We start from the raw sequence: 17,972 nt of genomic DNA, 5'->3' as shown, positions 1-17,972 counted from the left end.
GCAAGTGAGAAGGTATACTGTAGCTATGAACAAATGAGAAGTAGGAGGCCGTGTGGCATGAGACGAGAGCGGGTATTAAGAGCGTTTGGGGTAGGTTTGTTGCCACTGGTAGGACTAGCCGTCTTACTGGAAAAGCCCCTTTGGTGGGGCAGTGTGGCCTTATTTGTCGCGCTTCTAGCCTTGGCCGTCTTTCTCTTCCGTCAAACGGACCAGGTGGCAACTTCAAGTCAAGAAATTATCGCGGCTTCCATCAGCAACTGGTTTCTGATTTTAGCGGCCTTCTATCTGAGCCCAGACAGTTGGCTACTAGCTGGTTATAGTATTAGTCGTATTTGGGGTTTGGTTCTCGTGGCCCTAGTCCATCTGGGCGTCTTGATCCTACACGTGACCAGTCGCCAAGTTAGTCGTCAAACCGCTGGTCAAGTCATGGTGATTAGCTTAGGCTATATGATAATTATGGGCTTGCTTGTGGTGGGACTCCTGGCTATGGGGATGGCGCCTGTCATAGGTGTCTGCCTCTTGTTAGCTTCCATGATTTACTTCCTACTCACTTTAGCTTACTTAAGCAAGAAAGCCGAGGGCAAATAAAGCAGAAACCGCTCGTGAGTACGAGCGGTTTTCATTTTTCTTTCCCTATTTATCTATTACATAGATAAATAGGGTATGAGTTAGCCAAATTACGTTCTTAAAAGTGAACAAATTGATATTTTCCGGGGGGTACGATCAACCTAGTAACAAAATGAGAAAAAAATGAGAGAGTCCATTGATTTTTAATAACTGCTAGTTATATAATAATAGCCATAAAAGAAAATTAGGGTGAATCAAAATGACAAGATAGAAAATTAAAGGAAGAATCATTTTATAAATAAGTATGACTTATTCTGTCATGTAGTTGTTTTTAGACGTAGGGTCATGATGGTGAAAAATCTGTCAAGTTTCCCTATAAACTTTTATTAAAGAGAGGAAGGAAGAATGAAGAAATATCTCTATAAAAATAAGTGGCGACTCATACTAGCCTTAGTAGTTGGGGCGCTAGGAGCCATATCCGTGGTGGCGATGGCATATATTATACAGTTACTTGTAACAGCCATTATTTCGGGTGATGCAAAACAAATGGTGAATGTAGGGATCATCTCTGCAGTTTATGTTTTAATCGACTCATATATGGATTATGCTGTTGAAATTGTCAATGAACGTTTAACACAGGCCGTCATACTTGATATTAGACAGGATGTATTAAAAGGGATTAGTCATTTGACAGTTAAGGGTTTCTATCAGGAACCTGATGAGTATTATATGAACTTGCTAACCAATGATATGGATGTTGTTGACGAAGAATATTTGAAAGAGTTGCTTAGCATGTACAATGATATTTGGACTTTTGTATTAGGTCTGGCATCTTCCTTGATTCTGAGTCCTTTCTTCAGTTTAATCATGATTTTGATGAGCCTTGCCCCTATTGTACTACCTAAACTAATGGGGGAAAAACTTCAAGCAGCAAGAAAAGAAGTGTCCAAAGCGCAAGAAGGCTACCTAGGTCGATTGAAAGAGGGTCTGCAGGGCTTCTTAACTTTGAAAATATACCAAGGTTTTGCAGGCTATTTAAGCATCTTAAATCAGAAGGGTCAGCAGATTGCAGATGCAAAAGTAGAGAATACACGCCGTCAAAGGGGTGTATATGCTATTTCCTATGGTTTACGAGAATTTGTTAACATCTTTTCTTGGGTTGTTGGGGGATTTTTCGTCATTGCTGGTCAATTAGAGTTTGCTACCTTCTTTGCTGTAAAGCAGTTAGTGGCCTATGTCGCTTATCCTATTCAGGGCTTTAGTGCTAGTTACACTGGACTAGTTGCTGCTCGATTTAATTGCGACAAGATTATGGCTTTTATTGAAGCCACTAATAAAGAAGATTTAAGCCAAGAGTCAGTGCAGAAGGTCCAAAGTCTCATTCTATCAGATGTGAGTCTAGAAAAAAATGGAACTTTGATCCTGGACAATATCAACCTCAAATTTGAGATGGGGAAAAAATACCTGATTGTTGGCGAAAGTGGCAGTGGGAAAACAAGCCTATTAAGGACCATACTCGGTATGTACACTCCGAGTGCAGGGCAAATTGTGTGGGAAGGCCTTACTCCTGCCGCTAATGGGGAGTGGACAATTCAGAATTTACTTGGCTTTGTTCAGCAGGACACGGTAATCTTCAACAATAACTTGGCTGATAATGTGACCTTATTTAAGCAATCCAAGGAGGATTTATCGCCACTCTTAGAAAAGGTAGGATTAAATAAATGGAGAGAACTCAACCAATTGGAATCAGGCGAGCAGATGCTTCATCAGCAGTCAATATCTGGTGGCGAAAAGAGACGATTGGATATAGCAAGGGCGCTCTATCATAGCCGTGATATTTTGATTTTTGATGAACCGGTAGCTGGCTTAGATGAAGCAAATCGCCAAACAATTGAAGAAACGATTCTATCCTTGAAGGACAAGATGGTTATTTACATTACTCATCAAATCAGCGAAGAGAAGATAGCTGATTTTGATTGTGTGATTGAACTTCATGAGGGGAGAGTTTCAGGTTTGGAAAGCGAAAAAGTTATATCCAAATCAGAATAGCTATTTTTAATGCAAGTCAGACAGTTGGAAGTCAATTCCAACTGTTTTTTCTTTGGCTTTTGGGCTGACTCGAGGGGCTTCTTATGGTATGATAGAGGGTGGAAAAAACGAAGCAAAGGGGTTGGTCGATGTGAGTCCCGACTTAAGGAGTGACAATATAAACTAAGACTCAAAGGAGGAAATCCCCTATGCTCGTAGAAGAAATTCAAACAGCCCTATTAAACGAACATTCTGAAGCCATTTACCGTATGATTCGGGAACATCACCCGGCTGATATTGCCTTGGCCCTAGAGGAACTTGAAGATGAAGAAGTTTTCAAGTTTGTCAGCTTTATTTCGGACAAGGCCCTGGCCTTGATTTTGGAGACACAGATTTCTGAAGAACTCCAGGTTAAGATTGTAGAAGCCGTGCCCTTTGCCCGTATGCTCAATGTCTTCACTTATATGTCCCAGGACGATATCGTTGATATCTTGGGCAATCTATCCATTTGGCAACGTAAGCAATTCCTGAACATGATGAAGAATCGTGATTCGGATGACCTGGAGAAACTCTTGGCCTACGATCCGGATACTGCCGGTGGTCTCATGACGACTGAGTTCATCGCCTTGAATGAGAACTTGACGGTTTATGAAGCCTTCGAGACCATTCGTAAGATTGCGCCAGAGAAGGAAGTTATCGAGACCCTCTTCGTGGTCGATGCTAAGACCTTACTCAAAGGGACAGTCGATATCCGCGATATTTTCACCAAATCCGACCAACAAAAACTCAGTGAAATTCTCAATCCTAATGTCATTTCGGTGACGCCAACGACGGACCAGGAAGAAGTTTCCCTGATTGTTACCAAGTATAACCTGTCAGTTGTACCGGTCGTTAATAACAAGAACCGGATTCTGGGGATTATCACCAACGACGACATCATCCACGTCATCAATGAAGAGTACACCGAAGATATGTACTTGATGGGTGGGGTAGACTCGGAAGAAACGCTAGACAGCCCAGTCTTCGAGTCCGTCAAACGCCGTCTGCCTTGGTTGGTTATCAACCTCTTCACAGCCTTTCTGGCCTCATCCGTTATCAACCTTTTCTCCGATACCATCAGCCAAATGGTGGCCCTAGCGGCTGCTATGCCGATTGTAGCTGGGATGGGGGGGAATGCCGGTACCCAGACCGTGACCATTGTGGTTCGGGCTCTAGCCTTGGGCGAAGTAGACTGGGGTGATTGGCGCGGAATGCTTAAGGAAATCGGGGCTGGTTTCGCCAATGGTCTCATTACTGGTGGCGTGGCTGCTATTGCCCTTATACTCATGTATGGCAATGTCTACCTGGGTGTAGTCATCATCCTAGCTATGATTGTAGATATGGTCATTGCTGGAATTTTTGGCTACTTCATCCCCTTGGCGGTTAAGAAATTCCGCGGGGATCCTGCCTTAGTATCAACCGTCTTCCTGACTACGGCTACTGATGTGGGTGGTTTCTTCAGCTTCTTAGGCTTGGCCACTCTCTTCATGCCTTTACTTATATAATGATTACCTTGCCTACTCCCTTGGTGGTAGGCTTTTTGCTTGTTTAAACGCCTTAAAAAGGCCAATCCCGTAGGCTAATGATAAGGTAAGCTGAGTGTCACTTTTGGCTTTTTAGGCCTTCGGACAAAATGGCATTACAGCGCCCTTAAATTATGGTAGAATAAGAAGGAAAAGTCTGTGACCCTAGGGTCCGAAAGGTGTGGTATTCATGCAACGTTTAGATGGGAAAATTCTCTCACAATCAATTTTCGCCCGGCTATCCCAGGCAACAGCGGCCTTCCGTTCCCAAACCGGGACCCAGCCCAAATTGACCGTTATCTCAGTAGGGGAAGATCCTGCCAGCAAGGTCTATGTTGGCCAGAAGCAAAAACGTGCCTTGGAAATTGGCTATGCCTTCGAATGGGTACTCTTGCCAGCAGATATTAGCCAAGAAGAATTGGAGCGGACCATTAAGGTTCACAACCAGGATCCTCAAACCCATGGGCTCTTATTACAATTGCCTCTGCCTGAGCATTTAGATCCATTGTCAGCTATGCACCTAATTGATCCAGAGAAAGATGTAGATGGTTTCCACCCCCTGACCATGGGACGGGTCGTTGAAGACAATACAGACCTCTATCCTTGTACGCCAAAAGGCATTGTGCGGCTCTTAGAGAATGCCCAGATTCCTTTGCAAGGTCAGAATGTGGTCGTCGTAGGCCGTAGCCAAATTGTGGGCTTGCCTATTTCTATCATGCTGATTAACCGCGGGGCCACTGTGACAGTCTGTAATTCCAAGACCCAGGACTTAGGACACTATACGCGTTATGCGGATATCTTGATTGTCGCGACTGGTCAGGCGCATTTAATTGGGCCAGACCATCTCAAGGAAGGTGCAGTAGTAGTCGACGTTGGGATTAACCGGCTCATGTCTGGTAAGCTAGTAGGGGATGTGGATTTTGAAGCTGTAGCTCATAAGGTTAGCTACATCACACCAGTTCCTGGTGGAGTTGGCCCTATGACGGTAGCTATGTTGATGGAACAGACCTTTACTTGTGCCTGCCAACAACAAAACTTAGATCCCTTGACCTTCTTGAGCCAGGAGGAGGCCTAGTCAGTGACCGATACACAAAAGGACTATCTCAGTGTCAAGGCCCTGACCCGCTATCTCAAGCGCAAGTTCGACGTGGACCCCTACCTGCAGAAAGTCTATGTAGTAGGAGAGGTTTCTAACTTCCGCTTGCGGACAGGCCATCAGTACTTCAGCCTCAAGGAAGACAATGTTAAAATCAACGTCACCATGTTCAAACAGGCCTTTAGTAAGCTGCCTTTCAAGTTAGAAGAAGGCATGAAAGTATTAGCGGTAGGGCGGGTTTCTATCTATGAACCCAGTGGTTCCTACCAATTAACCCTTGAGTCGCTTCAACCAGACGGCGTGGGCTCCCTCTATCTGGCCCTAGAACAACTTAAGGCCAAGCTTAAGCAAGCGGGTCTCTTGGATTTGCCTAAGAAGCAACCGCGCCGTTTTCCACGGCGGATTGCAGTCATTACTAGTCCAAGTGGGGCCGTCATCCGAGATATTGTGACCACCCTCAAACGACGCTATCCTATTGCCCAAGTGGTAGTTTTCCCTACCCGCGTTCAGGGTAAGGAAGCCAGCGGCGAAATTGTCGCGGCCTTTGAACGGCTCAAGGCCAAGCAAGCGGCTTTTGATACCGTGATTCTAGCGCGTGGGGGCGGGGCCATTGAAGACCTCTGGCCCTTCAACGAGGAAATCGTGGCTCAGGCGATTCTAGCCTGCCCTTTGCCGGTCATCACAGCCATCGGCCACGAGACAGATACCACCATTGCTGACTTAGTGGGGGACCTACGTGCTCCGACACCAACCGCAGCAGCTGAAATGGCAGCTGAGGAATTAAGTCAAGTCTATCTCAAGTTGGAAGAAAGTCGAACCCGTTTGGCTCAAGCCATGCTAAGCCGGATTCAACATAAGCAAACCCAACTCCGTCGTTATCAGGAAGTCTATATTTTCCGGGAACCCGAGCGGCTTTACCAAGCCTATATGCAGCAAGTGGACCTCATCAAGGAGCGTTTGTTACGTGCTCAGTCGTCTTATCTGCAGGGGCAGGCTCAAGGCCTGGCTCTCCTATCCACTCGTCTTAAAGCCCAGGGGCCAAGCGGTCGTTTGCATCTGGAAGGAGAGAGGCTAGCCCGCCTACGTCATCAGTTGCAACGGGCTATGGCTCAGACCAGTCAACATTATCAAGGAGAGTTGGCTCGTTATAGCCAGCTCCTAGAGGCCTATAGCCCGCTCAAGATTCTGGCGCGAGGTTATGCCATTATCGAAGACAAGCAAGAAGCGGTGAAATCAGTCCAGCAACTTCAAGTTGGTCAGGTCATCGATGTAACCTTACAAGATGGTCAAGCCACCGCTCAAGTTCAAACCATTAGCGCTCAGAAAGGAAAAAAACATGGCAACAAAAAAGAAAAAGCCTGAGAGTTTCGAAGCAGCTCTAGCTGAATTAGATACCATTGTACAACAACTTGAACGAGGCGAATTGCCTCTAACCCAAGCTCTGGATGCCTTTAAGCAGGGGGTAGAATTAACCCAATACTGCCAAAAGACCCTCCATGATGCTCAAGAAACAGTCGCCAACATGATGGCAGAAGAGGGCGATTTTGTCCTAGATGAGGATGTCCAATGAACTTCTTAGAACTTGATACCCTGCGTCAGCTTTTCGAACGGAGCCTGGACCAACAGACACGTTATCACTTAACACCTCCTCGTCTGATTGAAGCCATGCGCTACTCCCTCAAAAATGGGGGCAAGCGCCTGCGTCCAGTCATGCTCTTGGCGGTTTTGGCTATTCAATCAGAAGACCTAGTCAAATGTGGCCTTAAGACAGCCATCGCCCTGGAGTATATTCACACCTATTCTCTGATTCACGACGATTTACCGGCCATGGATAACGATGACCTACGTCGAGGGCAAGCCACCAACCATAAGCGCTTTGGCGAGGGTCTGGCTATTTTGGCTGGGGATGCCCTCTTAACAGACGCCTTCCAAGTTCTGGTTTCAGATGACCTCTTGGATGACCGGACCAAGCTAGCCCTGATTGACCAACTCAGTCAAGCAGCGGGTTCTTGGGGCATGGTGGCTGGCCAAGTAGGGGATATTGAAGCAGAACAGACGCCGGTTGACTACCAGGGCTTGAAGCAGATTCATGATCAGAAGACAGGTGCCCTATTCCGTTTTGCTTTAGAGGCAGGGGCTATTATCGGTGGGGCGGATGCGAGCACTTGCCAAGCCCTGCGTCAGTTTGGTCGTCATTTTGGTTTAGCCTATCAGATTCACAATGACTTAATGGATGTTTTAGGAAGTCAAGAAGTGACAGGTAAAGTCACTCAGTCGGATCAAGCCCTAACCAAATCTACCTATCCAAGTCTTTTGGGTCTCCAAGGAGCCAAGGATGCCTTGGCAGTAGAGGTTAGCGCAGCTAGCCAAATTTTAGAGGATTTAGCTAAAGAGAGCGGCCGCCCTTATCAGATTCTGGGAGGAATCTTGGATTATTTAACCCTACACTCTGCTAAGTAAAAGGAGCAGCTATGAAAAAGGAACGCATTGATAAACTGGTTGTTCAGAGTGGTCTGACCGAATCGCGCGAACAAGCACGTCGCTTGATTATGGCAGGGCAAATCTATGACAGCCAGAACCAACGTTATGACAAGCCCGGTGAGAAAGTGGATGCCTCCAAAGTATTCCACATTAAGGGCAAGACGCTACCTTATGTCAGTCGAGGCGGCCTTAAGTTAGAAAAAGCCATCAAGGTCTTTGACATTGATATGACTGACCAGATTCTCCTAGATATTGGGGCCTCGACAGGGGGCTTCACGGATGCAGCACTCCAATTTGGTGCAGCCAAGTCCTATGCTTTAGATGTCGGCTACAACCAACTAGCCTACTCCTTGCGCCAGGATCCACGAGTCATTGTCATGGAGCGGGAGAACTTCCGCTATGCTCAACCTGACCAATTCCAAGAAGGACAACCAAGTGTGGCTTCTATCGACGTCTCCTTTATCTCCCTACGTTTAATTCTGCCACCTCTGGTGCCTATTCTAGCGCCAAGAGGCACTGTCCTCATGCTAATTAAGCCGCAATTTGAGGCCGGTAAGGAGCGCGTGGGTAAGAAGGGAATCGTGAAGGATCCAGCGGTACACTTAGATGTCCTCAAGGAAATCCTGTCTTATGCCTGTGGCTTAGGCTATCGTCTACGTGATTTGACCTTCTCGCCTATTACCGGTGGCGAAGGCAATATCGAATTTTTGGCCTATCTGACTAACGACCAAGACCTAGCCAATGACTCTTGGCAGCAGGTGGATTTAGCCGGTGTGGTGGAAGCCGCACATACAACCTTTGAATAAAAGAGTTTAGACAAGAAAGGAGGCCCGATTATGTTACGGAGTCTCAACATTGAAAATTTTGCCATTATCGACCATGTGACCCTGGATTTAGAGATGGGAATGACCGTTCTAGCAGGGGAGACTGGGGCTGGGAAATCAATTATAATTGATGCCCTTAGCTTGCTTATGGGCAGTCGTGGGACCAACGATTTAATCCGGCAAGGTGCCGATAAACTGGTAGTGGAGGGTCTCTTTTCTATGTCGCCAGCTCCTGAACCACTGTTAGCACAATTAGCAGTTTTTGGTTTGGAGCTTGAGGACCAAGAAGACCTGATTATACGTCGTGAGCTTAACCGCCAAGGCAAGAATACCGTTCGGGTTAATGGTCAGTTGGCTAACGTGTCTTTACTGAAGCAAATTGGCTATTACCTTGTCGATATTCATGGCCAAAATGAGCATCAGGCCTTGCTTAATAAGCAATTCCATCTCAGTCAGTTGGACCAATTTGCGGGCGAGCGCCTATATCAGCTAAAACAAGCTTATCAAGCTGCCTTCGAGCGCTATGACCAGCTACGTAAGGACTGGCTGGCCAGTCAGCAAGAAGGAAGTGACAAACGCCAACGCTTAAGCTTCTTAGAATTTCAGTTGCAAGAATTAGAAGCCGCTAACTTAGTCGCTGGGGAAATGGCCCAGTTAGAACAGGAAAGTCGGCGTCTACAAAACAGTCAGAAGATTGGCCAAGCATTGGCGACGGTTAATCATTTGCTATCGGAAGCTGACACCAGCGCCTTGACGCAACTGAGCCAAGCCCAAGCAGCCTTAGAGGAAGTAGCCAGCTACGACTCTAGCTATCCGGCCTTGGCGGCCCAACTGCAAGATCTCTACTACCAACTAGAAGAAGTGGCCCACCAACTAGCGGTCAGCAACCAGGAAGTAGACAATGATCAAGCCATTGATGAGCTTGAAGCGCGTCTCAGCCAATTGGGCCAATTGACCCGTAAATATGGCATGGATGAAGCTCAGCTATTGGCCTATTATGATGCCATTAGCGAGGAAATTTACCAGCTCACACACCAGGAACAGTATACAGAGCGTCTAGTTAAGGACTTGACGGTCGCTTATCATGACTGTCTAGCGGCTGGTCAGGCCCTAGATCAAGGTCGACGCCGGGAAGCTCAGGACTTAGTGGCAGCGATTGAAGCAGAATTGGCCGACTTGTATATGGCTAATGCGCGATTCCAGGTTGACTTTACGAGCCTGGGGAGTGATGCCAGCCTAGCTAGTCTGCTCCCAGATGCACAGCGCTTAAGTGCCGAAGGTTTAAGCCAGGTAGAATTTTATGCGACTACCAACCTTGGTGAAGCCATGAAGCCCCTGGTTAAGATTGCTTCAGGTGGGGAATTATCGCGCTTTATGTTGGCCCTCAAACGGGTCTTCAGCCAAGGTATGACGGATATGACCTTAGTCTTTGACGAGATTGATACAGGGGTATCAGGCCGCGTTGCTCAAGCTATCGCTGAGAAAATGCAAGGTATTGCCCAGCATCACCAGCTGCTCTGTATTACCCATTTGGCTCAAGTAGCTGCAAGTGCCGACCAACATCTTTACATTGAAAAAGTTGTTGAGAATGAGCGTACACGTACCCGCGTGCAGGCATTGAATGAGGAAGGACGTATAGAAGCCATCGCCAGCATGATGTCTGGTAAGGTCTTAACGCCAGCTTCCCTGCAAATGGCCCAAGATTTACGTCGTCAGTTGCAGACCCATCGTGCCAAACTAGGCGAGGAGGACTAAGCAATGTTGAAGATTTATGCCCATCGTGGCAATCAAGCTCAGGCTGTCGAAAACAGCTTAACCGCCTTCCAAGATGCCGTGACAGCGGGTGCAGATGGTATTGAATGCGACTTACACTTGACGGCAGACGGTGCCCTCGTTGTAATCCATGATGAGCAATTAGACCGAACGACAGATAGCCAAGGTGAGGTTAGCGATTTAAGCCTGGCCCAGATTCAAGTCGCACGTCTGCGCTTTTCCGATGGTCGTCTGACTCCAGATCGAGTGCCCAGTCTACCAGAATTATTGAACTTATTGCGAGACTTAGATTTTAAGGGGACGCTGAATCTAGAACTTAAAACTGACCAAAAGGATTATCCTGGCATCGAAGCAGCTGTTTTAGCCACCGTGGAGGAACTAGCTCCAGATTTTGACATTGTTTATTCTAGTTTTAATTGGTACACGCTCCAACGCCTTAAGGCGCTAGCCCCTGGGGCCAAGATTGCTGCCTTGGTAGAAGAAGCCCTCTTGCCTTATCTGTCGCATTTGCCGGGCCTAGAGCCGACAGCCATACATTTGGATCGACAACTCTACCAAGATGAGGTCTTACGAGAACATTTCAAGCAGTGGCCTATCCGTCTCTGGACAGTTAATGATCCGGCTGATTGGGCGCACTATGCAAGCTTGGCCCAGGATGGACACTTAGAAGCCATTATGACCGACACGCCAGCTGCTGCGCTTGTAATGCGAGACCAAGGGGAGACTAGCCATGACTAGATTAGCAGGTCCCTTAATCGTCATTGGAGGGCCCACCGCGGTGGGCAAAACCCAACTCAGTATTGACCTAGCCAAGCGCTTTGGGGGCGAAATCATTAATGGTGATCGCCTACAATTTTATCGCGGTTTGGATATTGGGACGGGTAAGGTCACGCCAGAAGAGATGCAGGGTGTGCCCCATCATGCCTTGGACTTTCTGGATGTTGACCAGGATTATGATGCCAGCCAGTTCCAAGCTTTAGCCCAGAGCCTGATTAGTGATTGTCATGCACGTGGTATCCTGCCAATTTTAGTTGGTGGCTCTGGTCTTTATCTAGAAGGTCTACTTTATGATTTAGAGTTCGGTGGGAAGGCTAGCCATGACCCGCTCATCCGTAAAGCCCTCGAGCAACGGCTAGAGACGGAAGGAGCTCATGTCCTCTATGCTGAGTTGTTAGCACAAGACCCACTCGCAGCGTCTAAGATTCCAATTCAAAATCATCGTCGCCTCTTGCGAGCCCTAGAAGTTATGCAGGTGACGGGGCAAAAATTCTCTGACCAGAGCCAGCATGAGAACGCCCAAGCACGTTATGAGACCTGTATTCTTGCCTTAGACCGGCCCCGTGACCAACTCTATGAGCGAATTAACGCTCGAGTCCAAGCCATGGTGGCGCATGGATTGGAAGCAGAAGTTCGTCATCTCTACCAAGTAGCGAAGGGCCAGTTGTTGCCAAGCGTACAAGGTATTGGTTACAAGGAATGGTGGCCATATTTGGCAGGGGACATGACCGACCGTGAGGCAGTTATTGCCGCTATTCAGCAAAATTCTAGGCGCTATGCCAAGCGTCAACTAACCTGGTTCCGCAATCGTATCCAGGGCACTCACTGGCTGGATGCTAGTGATTATGAGGCGGCTTTGGCCCAGGCGACTAGCCTAGTTCAAGATTTACTAGATAAGCAAGCAGAGAAAGGAGGGACCCTATGATAGACTTACAAGATGGCCCTGAACACGTCCTAGTCATGGCCGTTCAGACAGATCAATATAGCCCGGAACAATTTCAAGTAATCTTAGATGAAATGACCTCGTTAACGGAGACAGCAGGTGGTCAGGTCATTGAAGTAGTCACCCAGAAGTTGCCTAAGTTAGATGGCCGAACGGCTGTCGGGAGCGGGAAACTAGAAGAGATTGCCGCCCTAGTAGAAGCCCGTGAGATAGATTTAGTCATTAGTCTTAATGCCCTGACACCTAGCATGAACCGCCAACTGGAAGCCAGCCTCAAGGTTCAGGTCATCGATCGAGTTCAGCTGATTTTAGATATCTTTGCTATGCGGGCACGAAGTCGCGAGGGGAAACTCCAGGTGGCTCTGGCCCAGTATAACTATCTCCTGCCACGACTCTACGGCCAAGGTAAGCATTTGTCTCGCCAAGGTGGGGGGATTGGGACCCGCGGTCCTGGTGAAACCAAGTTGGAAAGTGATCGCCGCCATATTCGTAGCGTTATTCACCATGTTAAGGAGGAGTTAGCTGATATTGCCGCCCATCGTGATCGAACTCGTTCGCGGCGAGCTCAGGGTGGTCACTGGCAAGTCGGGTTGGTGGGCTATACCAACGCCGGCAAGTCTACCTTGCTAACTCAGTTAACCCAGTCAGAGACCTACGTCCAAGACCAACTTTTTGCGACCTTGGACCCATTGACTCGGCGTATGCCCCTTAAGGGGGAGGACCGCTTTACCTTGACGGATACGGTTGGCTTCATTGAAGAGTTGCCGACAGAACTCATTCATGCTTTTAAGTCAACCTTGGAAGAAATTGGGGGCATGGACTTGCTACTGCACGTAGTAGATTCCTCAGATCCCGCTCAGACCTTGCATGAACAGACTGTTTTACGGATTATTAAGGAGTTGGGATATGGGCACTTGCCAGTCCTAACAGTCTACAATAAGATTGATTGTTTGGCTCCAGGTCAGTCAGTTCAAGCGACGGCCTTTCCAAGTATCGCCATCTCTGCCTATGAACCTAGTCATATTGATCGTTTGAAGCGGGAAATCTGGAAGCTGTTGATGGCAGATGCTGACTGGGTTGACCAACGCATTCCTGCCCATGAAGCCTATAAGGTGGCGGGCATGCGTCAAGAACTCCTAGTGACTAAATTCGACTATGATGAAAATACTGGCGACTATCACCTGCAGGGTTATCGTCGTCGCCAGCAAGACCGAGAGGAGGAGACGCATTGATTACAATGCAAGATATTATTGAAGAAGGACATCCTACCCTCCGCCAAGCTGCGGAAGCTGTAGAATTTCCTTTGACTGACGAGCTCAAGGAGACTGCCTTGGCTATGCATGAATTTTTGGTTAATAGCCAAAATCCTGAGATTGCCGAGAAATATGGCCTTCGTGCTGGTGTGGGCTTAGCCGCTCCGCAGATTAACCTAGCTAAGCAAATTTTTGCAGTTCATATTATGAGCTATGATGAAGAAGGCAATGAGGCGGAACCGCTCTTGAGTGAGATTCTCTTCAACCCTAAGATTATCAGCCATTCTGTTCAGGAAGTTGCCCTGCGTGATGGGGAAGGTTGCCTATCTGTTAATCGTGAAGTGCCAGGTCTGGTGCCACGGCCTCGTCGTATTCGCCTGCGCTACCAAGATATGGAGGGCAAGGAACATGAGCTCCGTTTACGTGACTATGAAGCCATTGTGGTCCAACACGAACTAGACCATCTCAAAGGTATTATGTTCTATGACCATATTAACCAACAACAGCCTTGGTATGAAAAACCAGGTTTAGAACTATTGTAAGATCGAGTGACTGGGTAATAATCTCAGTCCTCTTTTTTTATGGGGTGAGGAATCTATTTTTGCCTATCTGGTTTAGATTGCTTGGCTCTATCTTGTCATGGAAGAGAAATGCGGTTAAAATAAGAAAGAAAGAGTTTGCAAATGCAGGGTGTATCCCGGCTAAAAGGAGATATTTATGCCAGCAACACAAAAGTCCATTATTCCTCATGGACCAGTTCCAAGTCCCGCTCAATGGGCCTATCATCAAGACGAATTAGCAGCCTTTATTCACTTCGGTCCCAATACTTTCAATGACCGGGAGTGGGGGACCGGGACAGAGTCACCAGAAGACTTTAATCCTAGTGACTTTGATGCTGACCAATGGGTTCGCGTGCTCAAGGAAACAGGCTTCAAACGTCTTATTCTGGTGCTCAAGCATCACGATGGTTTTGTTCTCTATCCTTCTGCCTATACGGACCACAGTGTCAAAGCTAGTCCCTGGCGACAAGGACAGGGGGATGTCTTGGCTGAGGTGTCTGCCGCTGCTAACCGTTATGGGTTGCCTATTGGCTTCTATCTATCGCCTTGGGATGCCCACCATCCTGATTATCATGTTGACCGCCAAGAGGCCTATAACGACTATTACTTTAAGCAATTACAAGAGTTGTTCGAGAATCCAGCTTACGGCTATCAAGGGCGCTTTGTTGAAGTCTGGTTAGATGGTGCGCGTGGCGAAGGGGCCCAGGCCGTGACTTATGATTTCAAGCGTTGGTTCGACTATATTGAATCGCAAGGTTATCCTGTCGCAATCTTTTCAACAGAACCGACTGCTCTGCGCTGGGTAGGTAATGAACGAGGCTATGGTGGTGACCCACTCTGGCAGAAGGTTAAGGCTGACTGTCTACGGCAGGGGGATGTTGATTACCTCAATCATGGGGATCCTGAAGGTGATCTCTACTCCTTGGCTGAGGTGGATGTTTCCATCCGCCCAGGCTGGTTCTATCATGATAATCAGCAGCCAAAGTCAGTGGCCGAACTGATGGATATTTACCTTCATTCAGTTGGCAAAGGGAGCCCACTGCTACTTAATATTCCACCTGATCGGCGAGGTCAGTTTGCAGAGGTAGATATTAAGGTTCTACGAGATTTCCAGATTGCGCGGCAGGCCCTTTATGAGACTAATTACTTAGCAGGTGGCCAAGTCCTAGATAGCAATGGACAGTCGCAGAATCAATTACTAGATCAATCGGGTCTTTGGCAGGCTTCTGTTTGCCATGATAACGTGCTAGAGTTAGTCCTACCTCAAGTTGCTAGCTTGGACCTAGTCCAAATTCAAGAAGCCATTCAGTATGGGCAACGGGTGTCAGCCTTTCACATCGACTACTTAGATCAAACAGGCCAGTGGCAACCATTTGCCCAAGGTCAGACCCTGGGCTATCGTCGACTAGTTAAAGGGCCGCTAGTTCAGACTCAGCGTCTACGACTGGTACTTGATCAGGCGCAAGCCGCACCTATCCTGAGTGGCCTGGCTATCTATCGTTGGCCAGATCAAGCCAAGGCTCAGCAAGAATCAAATGAAGTGATTTTTGGGCAAGCTTGCTATGAGGGAGTTAAAGGTCAGCCTTTGACCGTGACCTTGCTTCGACAGGGGGATTTGAGTCAGGCACTTAAGGTTAAACTCGCCACTGAACCTGGGACTGGCGTGCATGGACGCGTTTATGAGGACGCCCAATACCAGGTAAGCTTTGAAGCAGGGCAGGAAGTGGCTCAAATCCAAGTGCCTAGCCTCTATTATGCTCAAGATCAAGCACATGATTTCTATCTGAAAATCTTACCGGATGGGCCTAAAACCAGACTGCTAGTCCAGTGACAAGGGATTAGGGTTTTATTCTAGCCCAAAATTCTTTATAATAAGAGTAGACATTAGCAAAGTAGGTGAAACATCGAATGAATATTGGCTTTTTTACGGATACCTATTTTCCGCAAGTGAGTGGGGTATCGACTTCAGTTAAGCTCCTAAGGGATGAGTTGGTTCGCCAAGGACATGAAGTCATTATCTTCACTACAACGGATCCCAATGCGAGGCCAGAACCAGGCGTTGTGCGTCTGCCTAGCGTGCCTTTTGTAAGTTTTGAGGATCGGCGGGTGGCCTATTCAGGTTTTGAGCGCTGCCTTAAGATTGCCCGTAATTATCAATTGGACTTGGTACATACCCATACGGAATTTAGTCTGGGTTTAGCGGGCCGTTATGTGGCAAGCCGTCTCAAAATTCCGACTATCCATACCTACCACACCATGTATGAAAACTATACCCACTACATTCTCAACGGCAAGTTGATCCGCCCTGGCACAGTTAAGGTCTTATCCAAGGTCTTCTGTGACCAAGGAAATGGGGTGATTGCCCCTAGCCTCATGACCAAGGACACCTTGACGTCTTATGGCATTAAGGCGCCTATCCGAGTTATTCCAACAGGGGTTGAGATTCCAGATTACAATCCGGAAGGCCGTGATAGCTTGCGCCAGAAGCTAGGTTTGAGCCAAGATGATATCGTGCTTCTCTCTCTCTCTCGTTTGTCCAAGGAAAAAAATATCGCGGCAGTCTTGGAAGTCTACCCAAGAGTCCTAGATAAGTTGCCGCAAGCAAAATTAGTCATTGTTGGTGAGGGACCAGAACGCCCGGTCTTGGAGCAACAGGCAAAGGATTTAGGTATTAAGCCTATCTTTGTTGGTGAGGTAGAACACAGCCAAGTCTCTGCTTATTACCAAATGGCGGACCTCTATATCAATGCCAGCATGTCAGAGTCACAAGGTTTGACCTATTTAGAGGCTTTTGCCAACCGTCTACCGATTATAGCCAAGCGCAATGATTACTTGGCTGGCATTATGACCAATGATAATTTTGGTGCCTTGTTCGATGATTTTGAAGATTTTGATCGAGCTATCCTAGATTATTTGGCTAAGATGGAGGCCGGTTTCCGGCCAAATATTGACCGCCAATTGCTTTACCCGCTGTCGCTCGAGCATTTTGAACAGCAAGTGGCAGACTTCTATGAGGAAGTGATTAAGCAAAACAAACGTCGTAAGCGGAGTAGTGGCCTAAACAAAGTTGTGGCCGGCGTTAAGTATCGCTACAGGCAGCTGATGGGAGGTTAAGCAGATGGCACGCGTTGGATTTATTGGCTTAGGTGTTATGGGGGCTGCGATGGCGCGTCACTTGATGGGCGCAGGTTATCAGCTAGTCCTGTATACGCGGACAAAAGCTAAGGCGGAGGCCTTGTTGCAGGCGGGTGCCCGGTGGGCGGATACGCCCAAAGAGCTAGCCCAGGCTTGTGACCTAGTTTTTACGATTGTAGGCTATCCCCAGGATGTTGAGAGCACCTATTTTGGTCCAGAGGGCCTCTTTGCCGGTGCCCATCCGGGTAGTTGTTTCGTGGATATGACGACCTCTACCCCTCAATTAGCAGTAAAAATTGCTGAGAAAGCCCAAGAACTGGGTATTGAAGCCTTAGATGCGCCAGTATCAGGTGGCGATTTGGGAGCTAGAGAGGCGCGCTTGACCATTATGGTAGGCGGAGCCAAGGCGAGCTATGAGCGTGTTTTACCTTACTTGGAAGTAATGGGTAAGACCATTAAGCGCCAGGGTGGTCCAGGTGCCGGTCAACATACTAAGATGGCCAATCAAATCATGATTGCTGGGACCATGACGGGGCTGACTGAGATGTTGGTCTATGCTAAGGAGGCGGGCTTAAGCCTTGATTCTGTCTTAGAGACTGTTGGGGCAGGCAGTGCATCCAACTGGTCCATGGCCAACTACGCTCCGCGTATTTTACAACAAGACTATTCGCCAGGCTTCTTTGCTAAGCATTTCAAGAAAGATTTAGGAATATCCTTAGCTGAAGCAGAAGCTATGGGCTTGGATTTACCAGCTACCAGTCTGGCTTGGCAACTCTATGATAAACTCTGTGCAGCGGGTCATGAAGATGATGGGACTCAGGCACTCATCAAATTATGGTGGCAATCTGAGTGAGAAACTTGCGTCTAGCTTGAAAGTAAGATATGATAACATTGTAGTTTGAGGAATGTTGTCCAGACTTTGCCTCATGGCGAGAAATCGTAGCGCAATGGGCAGCAGAGTTAAGAATGGAGT

16 protein-coding genes are annotated in these 17,972 nt (G+C 47.6%); all 16 read left to right on the top strand.

The features are described from left to right. The first annotated feature begins 57 nt into the window (after positions 1 to 57). The 16 genes from V7R82_RS07390 (at position 58) to V7R82_RS07315 (ending at position 17,852) form a co-directional block, all read left to right on the top strand. Complete coding sequence (locus V7R82_RS07390) at positions 58 to 588, top strand: hypothetical protein (protein ID WP_338542202.1); 531 nt, start codon at positions 58 to 60, stop codon at positions 586 to 588. Between the two features lie 384 nt (positions 589 to 972). Continuing rightward, a complete protein-coding gene (locus tag V7R82_RS07385) occupies positions 973 to 2,616 on the top strand; it encodes an ABC transporter ATP-binding protein (RefSeq protein ID WP_338542200.1) in 1,644 nt (547 codons plus the stop codon). Between the two features lie 188 nt (positions 2,617 to 2,804). Further along, positions 2,805 to 4,139, top strand: a complete 1,335-nt coding sequence (gene mgtE, locus V7R82_RS07380) for a magnesium transporter (protein ID WP_268442050.1) — start codon at positions 2,805 to 2,807, stop codon at positions 4,137 to 4,139. Between the two features lie 208 nt (positions 4,140 to 4,347). After that, on the top strand, positions 4,348 to 5,232 hold the full coding sequence (folD, locus tag V7R82_RS07375) for a bifunctional methylenetetrahydrofolate dehydrogenase/methenyltetrahydrofolate cyclohydrolase FolD (protein ID WP_070756536.1): 885 nt from the start codon (positions 4,348 to 4,350) through the stop codon (positions 5,230 to 5,232). 3 nt (positions 5,233 to 5,235) lie between these two features. Next, positions 5,236 to 6,615 carry an exodeoxyribonuclease VII large subunit gene (xseA, locus tag V7R82_RS07370; RefSeq protein ID WP_303824484.1) on the top strand — a complete coding sequence of 460 codons (1,380 nt, stop codon included), beginning with the start codon at positions 5,236 to 5,238 and terminating at the stop codon, positions 6,613 to 6,615. Beyond that, positions 6,590 to 6,823 carry an exodeoxyribonuclease VII small subunit gene (xseB, locus tag V7R82_RS07365; RefSeq protein ID WP_070756538.1) on the top strand — a complete coding sequence of 78 codons (234 nt, stop codon included), beginning with the start codon at positions 6,590 to 6,592 and terminating at the stop codon, positions 6,821 to 6,823. Before xseA ends, xseB begins: the two co-directional genes overlap by 26 nt. Further along, positions 6,820 to 7,713 (top strand): polyprenyl synthetase family protein, encoded by an 894-nt coding sequence (locus V7R82_RS07360; protein ID WP_338542199.1) that lies wholly within the window; start codon positions 6,820 to 6,822, stop codon positions 7,711 to 7,713. Before xseB ends, V7R82_RS07360 begins: the two co-directional genes overlap by 4 nt. A gap of 11 nt (positions 7,714 to 7,724) precedes the next feature. Then, entirely contained in the window at positions 7,725 to 8,540 is an 816-nt protein-coding gene (locus V7R82_RS07355) for a TlyA family RNA methyltransferase (RefSeq protein ID WP_338542197.1), read from the top strand. Between the two features lie 30 nt (positions 8,541 to 8,570). Further along, positions 8,571 to 10,313 (top strand): DNA repair protein RecN, encoded by a 1,743-nt coding sequence (gene recN, locus V7R82_RS07350; protein ID WP_338542196.1) that lies wholly within the window; start codon positions 8,571 to 8,573, stop codon positions 10,311 to 10,313. Between the two features lie 3 nt (positions 10,314 to 10,316). Continuing rightward, positions 10,317 to 11,069, top strand: coding sequence for a glycerophosphodiester phosphodiesterase (locus tag V7R82_RS07345; RefSeq protein WP_303824475.1), 753 nt, complete (start codon positions 10,317 to 10,319; stop codon positions 11,067 to 11,069). After that, a complete protein-coding gene (gene miaA / locus V7R82_RS07340; protein WP_338542194.1) occupies positions 11,062 to 12,033 on the top strand; it encodes a tRNA (adenosine(37)-N6)-dimethylallyltransferase MiaA in 972 nt (323 codons plus the stop codon). The genes V7R82_RS07345 and miaA overlap by 8 nt, the downstream gene beginning before the upstream one ends. Beyond that, a complete protein-coding gene (gene hflX / locus V7R82_RS07335; protein ID WP_338542193.1) occupies positions 12,030 to 13,283 on the top strand; it encodes a GTPase HflX in 1,254 nt (417 codons plus the stop codon). The genes miaA and hflX overlap by 4 nt, the downstream gene beginning before the upstream one ends. Continuing rightward, entirely contained in the window at positions 13,280 to 13,846 is a 567-nt protein-coding gene (gene def / locus V7R82_RS07330) for a peptide deformylase (RefSeq protein ID WP_291429202.1), read from the top strand. The genes hflX and def overlap by 4 nt, the downstream gene beginning before the upstream one ends. Positions 13,847 to 14,021: 175 nt before the next feature. After that, on the top strand, positions 14,022 to 15,695 hold the full coding sequence (locus V7R82_RS07325) for an alpha-L-fucosidase (RefSeq protein WP_338542191.1): 1,674 nt from the start codon (positions 14,022 to 14,024) through the stop codon (positions 15,693 to 15,695). Between the two features lie 77 nt (positions 15,696 to 15,772). Next, the gene (locus V7R82_RS07320) at positions 15,773 to 16,978 is read left to right on the top strand and encodes a glycosyltransferase family 4 protein (protein ID WP_311464835.1); all 1,206 of its coding nucleotides are present in this window, start codon (positions 15,773 to 15,775) and stop codon (positions 16,976 to 16,978) included. Between the two features lie 4 nt (positions 16,979 to 16,982). After that, positions 16,983 to 17,852, top strand: coding sequence for an NAD(P)-dependent oxidoreductase (locus V7R82_RS07315; RefSeq protein ID WP_311464837.1), 870 nt, complete (start codon positions 16,983 to 16,985; stop codon positions 17,850 to 17,852). Positions 17,853 to 17,972: the final 120 nt, after the last annotated feature.

The sequence above is a fragment of the Abiotrophia defectiva ATCC 49176 genome (genome assembly GCF_037041345.1).
Classification (GTDB): Bacteria; Bacillota; Bacilli; order Lactobacillales; family Aerococcaceae; genus Abiotrophia.
This window is presented reverse-complemented; position numbering and strand designations above follow the sequence as displayed.

Coding starts and splice junctions, on each gene's coding strand:
- V7R82_RS07390 (WP_338542202.1), top strand. CDS start 58: ATGAGACGAGAGCGGGTATTAAGAGCGTTTGGGGTAGGTTTGTTGCCA.
- V7R82_RS07385 (WP_338542200.1), top strand. CDS start 973: ATGAAGAAATATCTCTATAAAAATAAGTGGCGACTCATACTAGCCTTA.
- mgtE (WP_268442050.1), top strand. CDS start 2,805: ATGCTCGTAGAAGAAATTCAAACAGCCCTATTAAACGAACATTCTGAA.
- folD (WP_070756536.1), top strand. CDS start 4,348: ATGCAACGTTTAGATGGGAAAATTCTCTCACAATCAATTTTCGCCCGG.
- xseB (WP_070756538.1), top strand. CDS start 6,590: ATGGCAACAAAAAAGAAAAAGCCTGAGAGTTTCGAAGCAGCTCTAGCT.
- V7R82_RS07360 (WP_338542199.1), top strand. CDS start 6,820: ATGAACTTCTTAGAACTTGATACCCTGCGTCAGCTTTTCGAACGGAGC.
- V7R82_RS07355 (WP_338542197.1), top strand. CDS start 7,725: ATGAAAAAGGAACGCATTGATAAACTGGTTGTTCAGAGTGGTCTGACC.
- recN (WP_338542196.1), top strand. CDS start 8,571: ATGTTACGGAGTCTCAACATTGAAAATTTTGCCATTATCGACCATGTG.
- V7R82_RS07345 (WP_303824475.1), top strand. CDS start 10,317: ATGTTGAAGATTTATGCCCATCGTGGCAATCAAGCTCAGGCTGTCGAA.
- miaA (WP_338542194.1), top strand. CDS start 11,062: ATGACTAGATTAGCAGGTCCCTTAATCGTCATTGGAGGGCCCACCGCG.
- hflX (WP_338542193.1), top strand. CDS start 12,030: ATGATAGACTTACAAGATGGCCCTGAACACGTCCTAGTCATGGCCGTT.
- V7R82_RS07325 (WP_338542191.1), top strand. CDS start 14,022: ATGCCAGCAACACAAAAGTCCATTATTCCTCATGGACCAGTTCCAAGT.
- V7R82_RS07320 (WP_311464835.1), top strand. CDS start 15,773: ATGAATATTGGCTTTTTTACGGATACCTATTTTCCGCAAGTGAGTGGG.
- V7R82_RS07315 (WP_311464837.1), top strand. CDS start 16,983: ATGGCACGCGTTGGATTTATTGGCTTAGGTGTTATGGGGGCTGCGATG.